The organism is Halomonas sp. A3H3 (assembly GCF_000982975.1).
In the GTDB taxonomy this organism is placed as follows: domain Bacteria; phylum Pseudomonadota; class Gammaproteobacteria; order Pseudomonadales; family Halomonadaceae; genus Vreelandella; species Vreelandella titanicae.
The window spans coordinates 894651-909464 of the sequence record NZ_HG423343.1 but is presented as its reverse complement, the minus strand read 5'-3'; the positions used below and the strand labels follow the sequence as shown (position 1 = coordinate 909464).

Genomic DNA, 14814 nt, shown 5'->3' with positions numbered 1-14814 from the left:
ATGTTTCACATTAGCCGTCTTCCTGCCTTTTTAACGCGCGAGCCTTGCCATGTCTGCTAATGCTGCCCAACGTCCCCGTTTAGTGTTTGCCCATGCCAATGGTTTTCCGGGCTTAAGCTATCGCAGCCTGCTGAACCCACTGGCAGAGACCTTTGATCTGCACCCTCTGGATCGCCTGGGTCACCACCCTGACTACCCCGTTAATCATAACTGGGGCAACTTGGTGGATGAGCTGCTGAGCTATCTACCCGAGACGGATACGCCGCTTCTGGGCGTGGGGCACTCTTTGGGTGGCACGCTAATGGCCATGGCCGCGGATAAGCAGCCCGAGCGCTTCTGCGGGGTAATTATGCTTGATCCCCCTTTGATGCTGGGGAAGGACGCCTGGGCAATGAAAGCCGCCAAGCGGTTTGGCTTTGTGGATCGGGTTACCCCTGCTGGAAAAACCTTGGGTCGGCGCACCGTGTGGCCGAGTCGCGAAGCGATGGCAAGTTCGCTGGGTCGCCGGGGGCTGTTTCGTCGCTTTACCCCGGAGGCGCTCAACGACTACATTGAAGCAGGGACGCGCTTGCTAAACGATGGCAGTGCAGAACTGACCTTTGATCCTGGTATTGAGGTGGAAATTTTCCGCCACCTGCCGGATCACCTATCGCGCCTGCCGCAGCGTTTGGGCGTGCCGTTAGAACTGGTGGCGGGCAAAGAGTCCCACCTATTGACCGCTTCACGTATAAAACGCTTGAAGCGTAGAGGGCTATCGGTGAGTGAAGTCCCCGGTACGCATATGTTCCCGATGGAGCATCCGGACGAGACCCGTGCCGCTATTTTGGCTGCCTGGCAGCGTTTATCCAGCGTCCGTCAGCCCCAAAACACAGCGTAAGGAGGCGTTATGTATCTTTCCGTACAGCTTAGCTATTACCCGTTGGCCGATGACTTCAAGCCGGTGGTCAAAGAGGTGGTGAAACGCCTTGAGGCGACAGGGTTGGAAGTACACCCGAATCGCATGAGCACCCAGGTATTTGGCGAGTTCGATGTGGTCATGGCGGGACTGAGCGAGGTGATGAAGTGGTCGTTCGAAACCCACGGCAAAGCGGTCTTCACGGCCAACTTTCTCGAAGGCGACCGCCGACCGCGTTAATCACGCAGCAAACGCCGCCCACTGGGCGGCGTGTCGTTGTCTGGTCCGTTCGCGTCGCTATGGGACATAAATGGTTCCCAAATGACTGTAGTTTAATCCCTGTACCAATCAAAAATAGGGGTTAAAAGAATGTTCCATCCTGCTGATTTAAATAACAAATTCCCTCATTCAGGTAAAAAACTTTCGATAGCGCTAGGGGCACTACTCGTCAGTGGCTATGCGCATTCCCAGTCGGTCAGTATGGACTTCTCCAATGAGTATAATGCGTCCTCCATTCATGCTCAGGGCGATGCCTATTTTATTGATAAGCTTGCCGAATTAACCGATGGCGATATGGATATCACGCTGCATACGGGTGGCTCGCTCGGCTTTAATTCCGGTGATCATTTTTATGGCGTGGCCGATGGCGCCGTCGAGATAGCTGATACCCTCTCGGGCACCATGAGCGGTATCGATTCGCTGTTTCTACTCTCTTCGCTGCCCTTTATTGTCGACGACGTTGCCGATGCGCGGCGGCTTTATGACATAGCAAAACCCTATTACGAAGAGGTGTTCGCCGATAATAACCAGGTGCTGCTGTATGCCTCGCCCTGGCCGCCGAGCGGCATCTGGTCTGAAGACGAGATCGCGAGCCAGGATGATCTCGAGAACCTGAAGATTCGCACCTTTGACCGTAACGGTACCGAGACATTTAGAAATGTAGGTGCCTCGCCGGTCAGCCTGTCCTGGGCCGATGTGGTACCCCAACTGGCCACCGGCGGTATCGAGGCGGTGTTAACGTCCGCCGAAGCGGGGGCCAATGCCAGCTTTTGGGAGCACCAGTATTACTTTGCCGGGGTTCAGTACGCCATTCCTCTTAACATGGTGCACATGAATCGCGATGCGTTCGAATCGCTTACCGACGCGCAACAGGATGCGGTCATGGAAGCGGCCAGCCTGACTGACCAACACAACTGGGAAGCGGTTGAAACGCGTACCGAAGAGAACTATCAGACGCTTGGTGAGCACGATGTCGTGATCAGTGATCCCGTCTCGGACGGGTTGTTAACGCCTCTCAAGGAAGCCGCCAGTGGCGTGGTCGAGAGCTGGCTGGAGAATACTGGTGATGACGGCGAGTCGATCTTGAGCGAGTTCCGAGGCGCCGAATGAGGGCGCTCAATGTCATTGAGCGTATCTCTAAACTGCTCAATCGGGTCGGTGCTGTCATTGCCGTGCTGCTCATTATTTATATGCTCGGCCATATCCTGTTAGAGATAGCGCTGAGGCTGTTTGGCCACTCGACGTTTATCCTCGATGAGTATATCGGCTATGCCGTGGCTACGATGTCCTTTTTAGGCCTGCCTTATGTGCTGGAGAAGGGCGGGCTGATCCGTGTCTCTCTGCTTCTGGAACGCTTTCCTGAAACCATGCGCTGGCCGCTGGAGCTATTCAGCAGCTTGGTAACGGCAGGTTGCTTTGTGTGGCTCTCGACCTTCTGGTTTCAGAATGTTCTGCGTAGCTACAGCCGCGGCACCGTCAGTGAAACCATGGCAGAGACGCCTATTTGGCTGCCGGAGAGCGCCATCCTCGTGGGCATGTGGTTAATTTCCATCACGCTGTTAGTCAGAGCCCTAAAAATAATGGCTCTGCGTTCAGGCTACTCGTCTAGCGTCAATTGAAGCAGCGACTAATAGGAAAGGCGTTATGGATATTTTTTGGTCGGCCGTCGGGGTCGGCGTACTGCTGTTGTTCTTTTTGTCGATGGGAACCTGGATTTTTGCATCCATGCTGGCCGTATCCATTGGCTCGCTTTGGCTGTTTGGCGACTTCGGTGCTGATCGTATTGGCCTGATTTTCTCGCGAATTCTCTACCGTGCCAGTAATAGCTGGGAGTTATCGGCCATCCCGCTGTTTATATTGATGGGCGAGCTGATTTTTCGCTCCAACATTTCCGAGCGGCTTTTCAAAGGGCTGGTGCCGATCACCCGCCATTTGCCGGGCGGTATTCTCCACACCAACGTGCTTGGCTGTACGCTGTTTGCGGCGGTGAGCGGCTCCAGCGCGGCGACGACCGCGACGATTGGCAAAATCACCACCCAGGAGCTGAAAACGAGGGGGTACGATCGTAACCTATCGATCGGTTCGCTGGCGGGCGCCGGTAGCCTGGGGCTGTTGATTCCGCCTTCGATCGTGATGATCGTCTATGGCGTTCAGGCGGAAGTCTCTATTAGCCAGCTGTTCATGGCGGGGGTAGTGCCGGGCCTGTTAATTGCGCTGCTGTATAGCGTGTATATCGGCGCGAGGACCTATTTGTCGCCGTCGTTGGCACCCAAACAGGCGGCGACTGACCAGAGCGTAGGGCAATCCATTCTGCTTCTGCTGCCCGTGCTGGTGTTGATCAGCATCGTGATTGGCTCTATCTATAGCGGTATTGCCACGCCCTCGGAGGCGGCGGCGGTGGGCGTGGCCGCAACGCTGGTGCTGCTTGGCGTCGAGCGCCAGCTTTCGGCGCGGCTGTTTATTGAGGCGTTCAGAGGCACGTTAATCACCAGTATCATGGTGTGCAGCCTGTTGATTACCGCCACGTTGCTCTCCACGGCGATGGGCTACCTGCACCTGCCCCGGGAGCTTGCGGAGTGGATCGCCGCGCAAAACTTTACCCCGATGTCGTTGTTGCTGGCGCTGGCGGTTTTCTATGTGGTGCTGGGGCTTTTCCTGGACGGTATTTCGATCACCGTGATGAGCCTGCCGATTACGCTGCCGATCGTACTGCTGGCGGGGTTCGATCCCATCTGGTTTGGCATCTTCCTGATCATCATGATCGAGCTTGGCCAGATAACGCCGCCGGTCGGATTCAACCTGTTTGTGCTGCAAAGCCTGACAGGGGAAAGCATCAGCCGGGTGGCCCTGGCAGCGCTACCTTTCTTCCTGCTGATGTGCGTGGCGGCCTTGATCATCAGCTTATGGCCGGATATTGCCTTGTGGTTGCCTCGCTTTATGGCGGAATAAGCAGGTTAGGTATCCACACAAGTAAAACCGCCGCCCCAAATTTGGGCGGCGGTTTGGTTCTTGCTGACTAACGCTTAATTACACCAGCGAATCCAGGCAGGACTCAATAATATCCAGGCCTTCATTGAGCACGTCATCTTGAATGGTGACGGGCATCAGGAAGCGGATGGTGTTGCCGTACATGCCGCAGGAAAGAAGGATCAAACCCTCTTCGCGGGCTTTCTTGCATAGCGCGGCCGCTAGTTCTGGGTTAGGCGTATGGTCGGCTTTGTTCGACACCAGTTCAAAGGCAGCCATCGCGCCCATGTTGCGCACGTGGTCGATGCAATCAAACTTATCTGCCCACACGTTGAAGCGCTTGGCCAGCTTGTCGCCCAGGGCCTGGCTCTTCTCCAGAATGTTCTCTTCTTCAAACACTTCCATGACCGCTAGCGCCGCCGCACAGGCAGTGGGGCTGCCGGTGTAGGTGCCGCCCAGCGAGTTAGGGCCTGAAGCGTCCATCACTTTGTCGGTGCCTACGATGGCGGAAATCGGCATACCGTCGGCCATACTCTTGGCCATGGTCATAATGTCCGGCTCAACGCCGCTATGCTCAATGGCAAACATTTTGCCGGTACGGCCAAAGCCTGACTGCACTTCATCGACTATCATCAGCATGCCGTGCTCATCGCAGATTTCGCGAACCTTGGTCAGGAAGCTGGTAGAGGCCGGGTAGAAACCGCCTTCGCCAAGCACCGGTTCGAGCACGATGGCCGCGGTATCTTTGGGGTTGGCATCGGTTTTCAGCGTCATTTTCAGGCCGCGAATGGCTTCGTCTTCGCTAACGCCGTGGTAAGGCACCGGGTAGGGCGCACGGAAAACGGTGCCCGGCATGGGGCCGAAGTCGCTCTGGTAAGGCGCCACCTTGCCGTTCATGGCCATGGTGAAGAAGGTACGGCCGTGGTAGCCGCCATCGAAGCAGATAACGTTAGAACGGCCAGTGGCGGCGCGGGCGATCTTGACCGCATTTTCCAGCGCTTCCGCACCCGAGTTGGCCAGCATGACTTTGGCATGGCCACGAACGGGCACGATGTGACTGAGTTTTTCCGCGACTTTCACGTAGCCTTCATAAGGCATGACCGTTTGGCAGGTATGCATCAGCTTATCGAGCTGGGCTTTTACCGCTGCGACCACTTTGGGGTGACGGTGACCTACGTTGAGTACGCCAATGCCGCCTGCGAAGTCGATAAAGCGGTTGCCGTCCGCGTCCCAGATTTCAGCGTTTTCAGCGTGGTCGGCGAACGCCGTTGCGGGGCTTGCAGCGCCAGCAGCGACGTATTTATGTTTTAGCTCGTTTAGTTCGGCATTGCTGCTCATGGCTTACTTCCTAATTGATGAGGATTGATCTTTTAGCATAGTGCTTAATAGGGGTGCCTGATAGGGGCCTGATTGTGAAGTTTAAAAGCGTTGCCTACATGGATGACGAGGCAATGACAACACGGTTGCGCCCCGTCTGTTTAGCTTGGTACATAGCTTTATCAGCACGATCAAGTAGCCGTTTGCCCGAGGCTTCAACGTAGCTGGCAATCCCCGATGAGAGCGTCATCGTTAATTGGTGCTTAGTAAACGTTTGTTGCGCGACGCTTTCACGAATGCGTTCCATGCCTTGGTAGGCTTCTTCAGAATTTACGCCTGGCATAATGATTAAAAACTCTTCACCGCCCAATCGTATGTGCAAATCGGTATCGCGCAGTACAGCACTCACTAAGGAGGTGATCTGTTGTAAAACGCTATCGCCCGCGCTGTGCCCATAGGTATCGTTGATCGCTTTGAAGTCATCCAGGTCATAGATCGCGATGCTGAAAGGTGTTCCATACCGCTCGCAGCGCTTGATCTCTTCATCCAGGCGCTGCAAACCGGCACGACGGTTGAGCAGCTCCGTTAGCTCATCGTGGTGAGCCAAATGATCCAAGCGCTCATTAGCCTGCTTGAGCCGCTCTTCTAGCTGTTTGCGCTGGGTAATGTCGATTATGAAAGTGACTTTACGCGGTTCGCCGTCGTCAGCCTCAATACGCGCAGCTTCGGCGATGATGGTGCGTCTTCCGCCGTTTTTGAGAACCACATCCCACTCTTGGCGCAGCTCTTGATCCTCGTTGCCCTGCATAAACTCAGTATGCAGCGCTGATAAAAGCGCATGGTTCTCTTCGGGCACTACGTGGGTAAGGTGCTGGCCTAAAAGCTCTTCATGCCGGTAGCCATAAAATTCACAGTAAGCTGGATTGACCATTTCAAAGTGACCCGAAGGGGTTGTAATACAGATTCCAATCGGTGCCGCTTTGATGACGTTTTCGGTGTTGCGCTTGGAGCGGTTAAATAACTGGTAGAGTCTGTCGAGACTAATCTCTTTCATACACCGCTCCTGAGCTGCTATCTACTTCATTTTTTAACCCCACTAATAGCGGAACAATATTGGTGCACAAAGTGTTAATCGCCGGTTTTGCGTAGTAGAAACCCTGCTGATGAACAATTCCCGCGCGGGCGAGCCATAAGGCTTCGGCACGAGTCTCGACACCTTCGGCGATAAGAGTCATATCGAGCTCTTGGGCGAGCAGGATGATCGCGTTTAACAGTGCTTGGCGGCGAAGATCCTTATCGCAGTTCATCACCAGCTCACGATCGATTTTAAGTTTATCGGGGGTTAAGTCAGTGAGCAGGTCAAGGTTGGCGTAACCATTGCCAAAGTCGTCAAGCGCCGTTTTAAAGCCCATGGAGCGGTAGGCATTAATAATATTGCACAGGTGTTGCCGGTCGCGGACGCGCTCGGTTTCGGTGATTTCAAAAATAAGCCGATGGGTAGGCCAACCCACCCGTTTTGATACCGCTAACGTTGCCTGGATGCAGGCTTCGGGCTCATAAACGGCGTTAGGCAGAAAGTTGATCGAAAGGTCGGTTTGCATATCCAGTGCGCTGGCCATTTCGATTGCTTTTACCCGGCAGGCCTGATCAAAACGGTAGAGGAGCTCATCAGTCACTTGCGAAATGACGCTCCAAGCGGATTCACCGCACGGCCCACGAACCAGTGCTTCATAGGTGACGATTTGGGCCAGCGATAGATCCACGATTGGCTGAAAGGCCATGGTGAACTCAAAGGGCAAGTCGCCTTCACAGCGTTTGCAACTGCCATTGACGCGTGCGCACTGGCTCATAGCTGCTCCTGAGGGATGGGTGTTGGATGGCGCTGTTAATGCCATAACATTAGATAGATTAATGCCTATAGCCTATGTTGAAGCATTCAACGCTCTTAACTTTAGGTCTTAATATACGTTTTGTATAGCTTTTGTACAACCATGGGTTGCGAAGCATTAGCCAGGTGCCTGCTTCTTGGCTTGCAATATTGGTCTGTTCTTTTGGCTTAAAAAAAGGCGCCAAGTAGGCGCCTATAAGAGGGAAGTGCATAAATCGAGTGCATAAACCATTAGTGCTATTAAATGATGCCTGCTGCGCGAAGCGCAGTGCGCTGCTCCAAGCTAATACCAAGTTCTTCCAGCACGCTTTCCGTATGTTGGCCTAAGTGAGGCGGCGCCGTAGTGGCGCTCATTTGGGCACCGTTAAAACGGATAGGGTTAGCGACCAGATCCACCTGACCTGCTTGGTCGTGGGGCAGGGTCTGCTTAAGTCCGCGGGCTTTCACATGGGGGTCGTCGAACACCCGATCCAGCGTATTGATCGGCCCGCAGGGAACGCCTACGGCTTCAAAAGCGGCTAGCCATTCATCAGTGCTGCGCTGGGCCAACGCCGCTTCCAGCTGCGGAACGAGCAGAGCACGATTGTTTACCCTGGCGCCATTGGTGGCAAAGCGTGGATCTTCCGCCAAAGCCGGTAGCGAAAGCACCGCGCAAAAACGCTTGAACTGCTCGTCGTTGCCGACAGCCATAATCATATGGCCATCCTGGGTGGCAAACGCCTGATAAGGCACGATGTTGGGGTGAGCGTTACCCAATCGCTGGGGCACATTGCCGGAGGTGAGGTAATTGAGTGCCTGATTGGCGAGTACGCCTACCTGCACATCCATTAATGCCATATCGATATGGCAACCCTCGCTGCTATCACGGCGCTGATAAAGCGCCGCTAAAATTGCATTAGCGGCATATAACCCGGTGAATATATCGGTAAAGGCGACGCCACTTTTTACCGGGCCACCGCCGGGTTCACTGTCGGGCTTGCCAGTTAGGCTCATGATCCCGCCCATGGCTTGGATCATAAAGTCATAACCGGCGCGGTGAGCGTAAGGGCTCTCCTGGCCGAAACCGGTAATCGAACAGTAGATCAACCTAGGGTTGAGCGCCTTTAAGCTGGCGTAATCCAGCCCGTAGCGTTTCAGGCCGCCAACTTTAAAGTTCTCTATCAGCACGTCAGAGTTAGCGACTAGCTGCTTGATCACTGCCTGGCCTTCGGGCTTGGCCATATCGACGGTCAGCGAGCGTTTACCTCGGTTAGCGCACAGGTAGTACGCCGACTCTTCGCTGCCCGCCAGCCAAGGAGGGCCCCAGTGGCGGGTGTCATCGCCGCTACCGGGGCGCTCTACCTTAATCACATCTGCCCCCATATCCGCGAGCATTTGTCCGCACCAAGGCCCGGCCAGTACGCGGGAAATATCGAGTACTTTTATACCGGCCAGTGGTTTGGTTGGCTCGTTCATAGAGGCTCCGTTAATAAGTGACAAGTGATCAAGGTGCGGTGATTAAAAGAACGACTGAATGCCTGTCTGGGCGCGACCCAGAATCAGAGCGTGTACATCGTGGGTGCCTTCGTAGGTGTTTACCGACTCCAGATTGACCATATGGCGAATAACACCGTATTCGTCGGAGACGCCGTTACCGCCGTGCATATCGCGAGACTGGCGGGCGATATCCAGCGCTTTGCCGCAGTTGTTGCGCTTGATCAGCGAGACCATTTCCGGTGCCCAGTTGCCGCTATCCATTAGCCGGCCCACCTGCAGGGCTGCCTGCAAGCCAAGGGTGATCTCGGTCTGCATATCGGCGAGCTTTTTCTGGATCAGTTGGTTGGCGGCCAGCGGGCGGCCAAACTGCTTGCGGTCGAGGGTATATTGGCGCGCTGCGTGCCAGCAGAACTCTGCCGTGCCCATCACACCCCAGGCGATGCCGTAGCGGGCTTTGTTGAGGCAGCCGAAGGGGCCTTTCAGGCCACTGACGTTTGGCAGCAGGTTCTCTTCGGGAACAAAGGCGTTATCCAGCACGATCTCACCGGTAATCGATGCGCGCAAAGAGACTTTGCCTTCGATTTTGGGCGTGGTGAAACCTTCGGTGCCGCGCTCGACAATAAAGCCTTTAATCTGATTGTCGTGAGCCGCTGATTTCGCCCATACCACCGCGATATCGGCAATTGGGCTATTGGTGATCCACATTTTTGCGCCAGTCAGGCGGTAGCCGCCGTCGACTTTTTCCGCGCGGGTAATCATTCCACCCGGATCAGAGCCGTGGTCGGGTTCGGTCAAGCCAAAACAGCCAACCATTTCACCGCTGGCAAGCTTAGGCAGGTACTTGTGCTTCTGCTCTTCAGAGCCATAGGTCTCGATGGGGTACATTACCAACGATGACTGCACACTCATGGCCGAACGGTAGCCGGAGTCTACGCGCTCCACTTCGCGGGCAATCAAACCGTAGGCTACGTGGTTAACGCCTGCGCCGCCGTACTCGGGGGAAACGGTGGCGCCCAGCAGGCCAAGCTCACCCATTTCGGTCATGATCTCGCGGTCAAAGCGCTCTTCACGGAAGGCGGTTAGCACGCGGGGCTGAAGGTTTTCCTGGCAGTAGTCGTAGGCCGCATCGCGGATCTGGCGCTCTTCATCGGTGAGCTGTTGTTCCAGAAGTAGCGGGTCGTCCCAGTTGAAATGCGTCATGGCGTAGATTCCTCGGATAGTGGGAAGGAATAGATGCAAAATAGCTTGCAGCCAATGTATCGCCGTTTTTTTGAAATATCTACATTTTTTTAAAACGTAGAACTTTGGTCTGGGGCGAAGAGCCGAAGCGAAAAGCTCAGCCGATGCCGCGCTCTTGAAGGACGCGGGTAATGATCGGTACGGGGGTCATCAGGTGATCGCGCATCAGGGTGTCGGCTTCGGCAGTATCGCGCGCCAGAATGACATCGACCAGCGCAGCGTGCTCCTGGCGCTTAAGCTCCAGCGCCTGGGACGACATCACGGTTTCCTGCAACCACAGGTGGCGGTAGCGCTCTACCTGGTCAAACAGGGTGTTGCGCATTTGCAGTAGGTGAGGGGAGTTGCAGCCGCTGGCAATGGCGGTATGGAAGGCTTTGTGGCGCTGATCCCAGATGTCGAGCAGGTCGTTGGGGGTGTTGATGTCGGTGACCTTGGCCAGCCGATGTGCGGTAGCCAGCACCGTGGCTTCCCAATCGTCGTCGCCGCGCTCTATAGCCAAGCGCAGGATCAGCCCTTCAAGCTGAGCCCGGGCGTCGTAAATATCGTTGAGTTCGGCCAGCGACATGGGTGCTACCCGGTAGCCGCGCTGGCTTATCGCGACCACAAGGCGGTCAGAGACTAACTGCGATAGCGCTTCCCGTAGCGGCCCGGTGCTGGCGCCGTACTGCTCTTTGAGCCTGCTCATCAGCAGCTTCTGCTCAGGCGCATAGCGGCCACGAATAATGTCGTGCTTGAGTTGGCGGTAAGCACTAATGGCGAGGTTCTGCCGCGGCGCGCCTTTATCCCGACTATTGTCCTCTTTAAAACCGGGCTCCATAGCAGTGTGGCTCCTATCCTGAATCAATAATAACGGTGGGGTGGGCGAAATTGACGGCCATTAACAATAAATAATAACAATTCGGCATAAAATAAGACATTTATGCGGGATTCCAGGATTTTAATAGCTGGCTATTCGATCCAGCTGCTGGGCGGTTACACCTTCTGAGGCACTCATGGCTGTATGAGGTAAAGGCACTGCTGCGCTGATAACGCCCTATTAGCATCCAACGCATAAGCCGTGCTAACTTCACCTCCACCGCTTCCGGTTCGTCGTGACGGCAGCCAGAAGCTGGGGCTTCAACACCTCCTTTTTATCGTCAACCATACCTATAAGTCCAAGCAGGACGGAGGAAATGCTCATGAAAACTCTACGCTCTCTATACGCCACAGCCGCTGCCGCTTCTATGCTCGCGGTTGCACTTCCAGCAAGCGCTCAACAACTCTCAATCGCGACTGGCGGTACCGGTGGCGTTTACTACCCTATCGGCGGTGGTTTTGCCGAAATGATCAACAACCATATCGAAGGCGCTCAGGCGACTGCTGAAGTGACCGGTGCCTCGGTTGAAAATATGGGCCTGATCATGCGCGGTGACGCGGATCTCGCCCTGGCTCTGGCCGATACGGTCTATCAAGCCTATACCGGCACGGATGATTTTGAAGGCCGCCAGATTGAAAATACTCGCGCACTGGCGTCGGTTTATCCCAACGCGGTACAGCTGGTGACCCTGACCGAGTCGGATATCGAATCGATTGCTGATCTAGCGGGTAAGCGCGTTTCCGTCGGTGCACCGGGTAGCGGCACCGAGCTGAACGCCCGTGCATTGCTTGAAGCCAATGGCATTAGCTATGAAGACTTCACTCCCCAGCGCCTTAACTTCAACGAAACCGCTGATGCCATTCGCGACGGTGATATCGACGCCGGCTTCTGGAGCGTTGGGCCACCCACCAGCTCGATTCTCAACCTGGCAGCCACCCGCGATATTCGCCTGATTGGCTTGTCTGATGAAGAGGTAGCCAATGCCCAGGAAGAAGAAGCGGTATTTGCCCCCTACCAGCTTGCTGCGGGTATGTACGACGGTATGGACGAAGCCGTTCAGACCATCGGTATCCCCAACGTGCTGGTCGTTAATGCCGATATGGACGAAGAGCTGGCTTATCAACTCACCCAACTGCTGTTTGAAAACACCGATGAGCTGATTGCGGTTCACCCGGCGGCTAACGACACCACCGTTGAGTTCACTATGGAGTCGACCCCCGTGCCGCTGCACCCGGGCGCACTGCGCTATTTCGAAGAAGTCGGTGCTGAAATCCCGGATCGTCTGCGTCCTTAATCGTGTAATGATATTTTCATAATCAGATTGCCATAAGGACATTGCCATGCAGTGGCAGCGACGACTGATGGCGCTACTGATTGCATGTTGTCCATTCGCCGAAGTGGGGGCTTCCCCCGCTTCGGCGTCGGCGTTTATGCGCCTAGCCGTGGTGACCGAACAAGGCGACACGCTAGTGGATGAAGCGGTGCCGGCTGACGGTCGCTGGTGTATTAAGTGGCAGCACTCCGTTGAACATTTCACGGTGCTGGACTGCTATCGTAATGTAGCGGGCGTCATGCAATTAGAGCGTAGCCATCAACCCGATTTCGCCGCAGGGCTTGGGCATATTTTTGGCCGCGGCGAGCAGGTATCAGACGGTGAGGGCGGTTACTGGATTAATGCCATTAACGAGCCTGTAGCCAATAACCGTTATGTGTTGAGGGTAGGTTCACCGGCTGTTAATCATCGTGTGGTGTGGCCTGGCGGTGAGCATGCGCCAGTGAGCCTCAGTGAGCACGCCGCTGGACAACGCGTGACCATTCAGTTGATAGACCCTCACGCATCCCCGCGTGAATAAAAACGACATTAGTTAACGCTTCCGAGGACTTCATGAGCGAATCCAATCAACCGTCGAGCGTGGTGCCCGGCGGTAATGTGATTCAACCCCGCATGGTGCTGTGGTCGATCACCATTGTGGCGGTGGGTCTTTCCCTGTTTCAGCTCTACTCTGCCGGTATTCAGCCCTTAGGGCTTTTTTATCAGCGCAGTATTCACCTGGCACTGATTATGGTGCTGGCATTTCTAATGTTTCCAGCCTTTGGGCCCACTCGCAAACGTGGTGTATTGGGCTGGGGGCTTGATCTAGTGTTTTTTGCCGGGGCGATTCTCACCGGTGGTTACTTGGTACTCAACCTGGATGAGATTTTTAGCCGTGCGGGTTTTTGGAACAGTACCGATATTCTGGTTGCCTGTATTGCTACGGTGACGGTACTGGAAGCCAGCCGTCGCGCGGTAGGTTTTGGTATGACCGTGATTGGCCTCTTGGCGATTGTGTATGCCTTTGCGGGGCCGCGGGGCGAGCTGCCGTGGCTTGGCGAGTGGATGCCGGGCATTCTTGAGCACCGCGGATACACCATTGATCGAGTTGCCGGTCAACTCTACTTGGGGCAAGAGGGTATTTTCGGCCTGCCGCTAGGCGTTGCGGCGACCTATATCTTTATTTTTGTCCTCTTTGGTGCTTTTTTGGAGTGCACCGGGGCGGGTAAATTCTTTATCGATATGGCCTATGCGGCGACCGGCCGCCAGCGTGGCGGGCCAGCCAAGGCGGCGGTATTGGCGTCGGCGGGCATGGGCTCGATTTCTGGCAGCGCGATTGCCAACGTGGTCACCACCGGCGCTTTTACCATTCCATTGATGAAGCGGCTGGGCTACAAAGCCAAGCAGGCAGGTGGTATCGAAGCGGCGGCCTCGACCGGCGGGCAAATCATGCCGCCGTTGATGGGGGCTGGGGCGTTCCTGATTGCTGAGTACACCAATACGCCGTACCTGGACATCGTCAAGGTCAGTATCCTGCCAGCGATCATGTATTTCGCGACGGTGTACCTGTTTGTGCATATCATCGCTCTCAAGCAGGGCATGCAGGGGCTACCCAAGGATGAACTGCCGCAGATGCGCCAGGTCATGAAGGATGGCTGGCACTTCCTGCTGCCGTTGGCGGTGCTGGTCTGGCTGCTGGCGATGAGTATGTCGCCCATGCGGGTAGGCTACTACGCAGTGATCACCATTTTGGCGGTAGCGGTATTGCGCTATGTGCTGTGGTTCTTCTTTGTGGCGCCCAGGCAGGGCCAGCCAGTGACCGCAACGGCCGTTAAAGACGTGGTACGTACAGGCTTTGCCAAGCTGATCGAGGGCTTGGAACTAGGTGCTCGCAATGCGGTAGCGGTTTCCATGGCCTGTGCAGTCGCCGGGATTATCGTTGGGGTAGTGGGTTTAACCGGCTTGGGACTGAAATTCTCCTCCATGATGCTGGCTTTCTCCGGCGGCAACCTGGTATTGGCGCTGGTAATGGTGCTGTTGGCAAGCTTGGTGCTGGGGATGGGGCTACCCGTTACCGCCAGCTATATCGTGCTCATCGTGCTCGTTGGGCCTGCATTGACAGCCGAGTTTGGTGTGCCGCTGCTGGTCGCCCACCTGGTCGTGTTCTGGTACTCCCAGGATTCCAACGTGACGCCTCCCATCGCCTTGGCAGGCTTTGCCGGGGCGGCGATTGCGGGCAGTAAGCCGATGGAAACCAGCTTCCAGGCGTGGAAGTTTGCCAAAGGGCTCTACCTGATCCCACTGTTTATGGTCTTCAACCCTGAGATTATCATTGGTGGCCCGGTGCCGGTGGTCATCTGGAATGGAGTGATTGCCATTCTGGCATTAGGTGCCTTTGCCGCGGCGCTGGAAGGCTATCTGTTTACCAAAATGTCGTGGCTACCGCGCATCGCGATTACCGCCGCGATCTTTGGGGTGTTCTATCCCAATCTGATGACCGAAATTGCTGGTGTCGCGGTCATGATCGTCGCCATTGGCGCTAACTGGTTGGCCAGTAAGCGCGAAGCACCTGCTGGTTAAACGTT

General features: G+C 55.4%; 14 protein-coding genes. 8 read left to right on the top strand and 6 right to left on the bottom strand.

What is annotated here, in order from left to right:
* Positions 1–49: 49 nt before the first annotated feature.
* From HALA3H3_RS03905 to HALA3H3_RS03885, 5 genes are all read left to right on the top strand, one after another.
* The gene (locus HALA3H3_RS03905; RefSeq protein ID WP_022520022.1) at positions 50–877 is read left to right on the top strand and encodes an alpha/beta fold hydrolase; all 828 of its coding nucleotides are present in this window, start codon (positions 50–52) and stop codon (positions 875–877) included.
* 9 nt (positions 878–886) lie between these two features.
* Positions 887–1135 (top strand): YkoF family thiamine/hydroxymethylpyrimidine-binding protein, encoded by a 249-nt coding sequence (locus HALA3H3_RS03900; protein ID WP_022520021.1) that lies wholly within the window; start codon positions 887–889, stop codon positions 1133–1135.
* A 129-nt stretch (positions 1136–1264) separates the two neighbouring features.
* The gene (gene dctP / locus HALA3H3_RS03895; RefSeq protein ID WP_022520020.1) at positions 1265–2284 is read left to right on the top strand and encodes a TRAP transporter substrate-binding protein DctP; all 1020 of its coding nucleotides are present in this window, start codon (positions 1265–1267) and stop codon (positions 2282–2284) included.
* Positions 2281–2793, top strand: coding sequence for a TRAP transporter small permease (locus tag HALA3H3_RS03890; RefSeq protein WP_022520019.1), 513 nt, complete (start codon positions 2281–2283; stop codon positions 2791–2793). Before dctP ends, HALA3H3_RS03890 begins: the two co-directional genes overlap by 4 nt.
* Before the next feature lie 25 nt (positions 2794–2818).
* Complete coding sequence (locus HALA3H3_RS03885; RefSeq protein ID WP_022520018.1) at positions 2819–4123, top strand: TRAP transporter large permease; 1305 nt, start codon at positions 2819–2821, stop codon at positions 4121–4123.
* Positions 4124–4201: 78 nt separating this feature from the next.
* On the opposite strand, the gene gabT is transcribed toward HALA3H3_RS03885, so the two are convergent.
* The 6 genes from gabT to csiR all read right to left on the bottom strand — a co-directional run bounded on the left by gabT (position 4202) and on the right by csiR (position 10878).
* Positions 4202–5479: a 4-aminobutyrate--2-oxoglutarate transaminase gene (gabT, locus tag HALA3H3_RS03880; RefSeq protein ID WP_009286758.1), complete on the bottom strand. Its 1278-nt coding sequence runs from the start codon at positions 5477–5479 to the stop codon at positions 4202–4204.
* Between the two features lie 94 nt (positions 5480–5573).
* Positions 5574–6512: a GGDEF domain-containing protein gene (locus tag HALA3H3_RS03875; RefSeq protein WP_022520017.1), complete on the bottom strand. Its 939-nt coding sequence runs from the start codon at positions 6510–6512 to the stop codon at positions 5574–5576.
* Complete coding sequence (locus tag HALA3H3_RS03870) at positions 6499–7308, bottom strand: EAL domain-containing protein (protein WP_022520016.1); 810 nt, start codon at positions 7306–7308, stop codon at positions 6499–6501. The genes HALA3H3_RS03875 and HALA3H3_RS03870 overlap by 14 nt, the downstream gene beginning before the upstream one ends.
* A gap of 278 nt (positions 7309–7586) precedes the next feature.
* A complete protein-coding gene (locus HALA3H3_RS03865) occupies positions 7587–8801 on the bottom strand; it encodes a CaiB/BaiF CoA transferase family protein (protein ID WP_022520014.1) in 1215 nt (404 codons plus the stop codon).
* A 42-nt stretch (positions 8802–8843) separates the two neighbouring features.
* Positions 8844–10022: an acyl-CoA dehydrogenase gene (locus HALA3H3_RS03860; protein WP_022520013.1), complete on the bottom strand. Its 1179-nt coding sequence runs from the start codon at positions 10020–10022 to the stop codon at positions 8844–8846.
* A gap of 136 nt (positions 10023–10158) precedes the next feature.
* The gene (gene csiR, locus HALA3H3_RS03855) at positions 10159–10878 is read right to left on the bottom strand and encodes a DNA-binding transcriptional regulator CsiR (protein ID WP_022520012.1); all 720 of its coding nucleotides are present in this window, start codon (positions 10876–10878) and stop codon (positions 10159–10161) included.
* A gap of 361 nt (positions 10879–11239) precedes the next feature.
* On the opposite strand from csiR, the gene HALA3H3_RS03850 reads away from it, so the two are divergent.
* The 3 genes from HALA3H3_RS03850 to HALA3H3_RS03840 are packed head-to-tail and all read left to right on the top strand — an operon-like array spanning position 11240 to position 14809.
* Positions 11240–12211, top strand: coding sequence for a TAXI family TRAP transporter solute-binding subunit (locus tag HALA3H3_RS03850; RefSeq protein ID WP_022520011.1), 972 nt, complete (start codon positions 11240–11242; stop codon positions 12209–12211).
* 46 nt (positions 12212–12257) lie between these two features.
* Positions 12258–12770 (top strand): DUF1850 domain-containing protein, encoded by a 513-nt coding sequence (locus tag HALA3H3_RS03845; protein WP_009286764.1) that lies wholly within the window; start codon positions 12258–12260, stop codon positions 12768–12770.
* Positions 12771–12802: 32 nt separating this feature from the next.
* Positions 12803–14809: a TRAP transporter permease gene (locus HALA3H3_RS03840; RefSeq protein ID WP_022520010.1), complete on the top strand. Its 2007-nt coding sequence runs from the start codon at positions 12803–12805 to the stop codon at positions 14807–14809.
* The last annotated feature ends 5 nt before the right edge of the window (positions 14810–14814 follow it).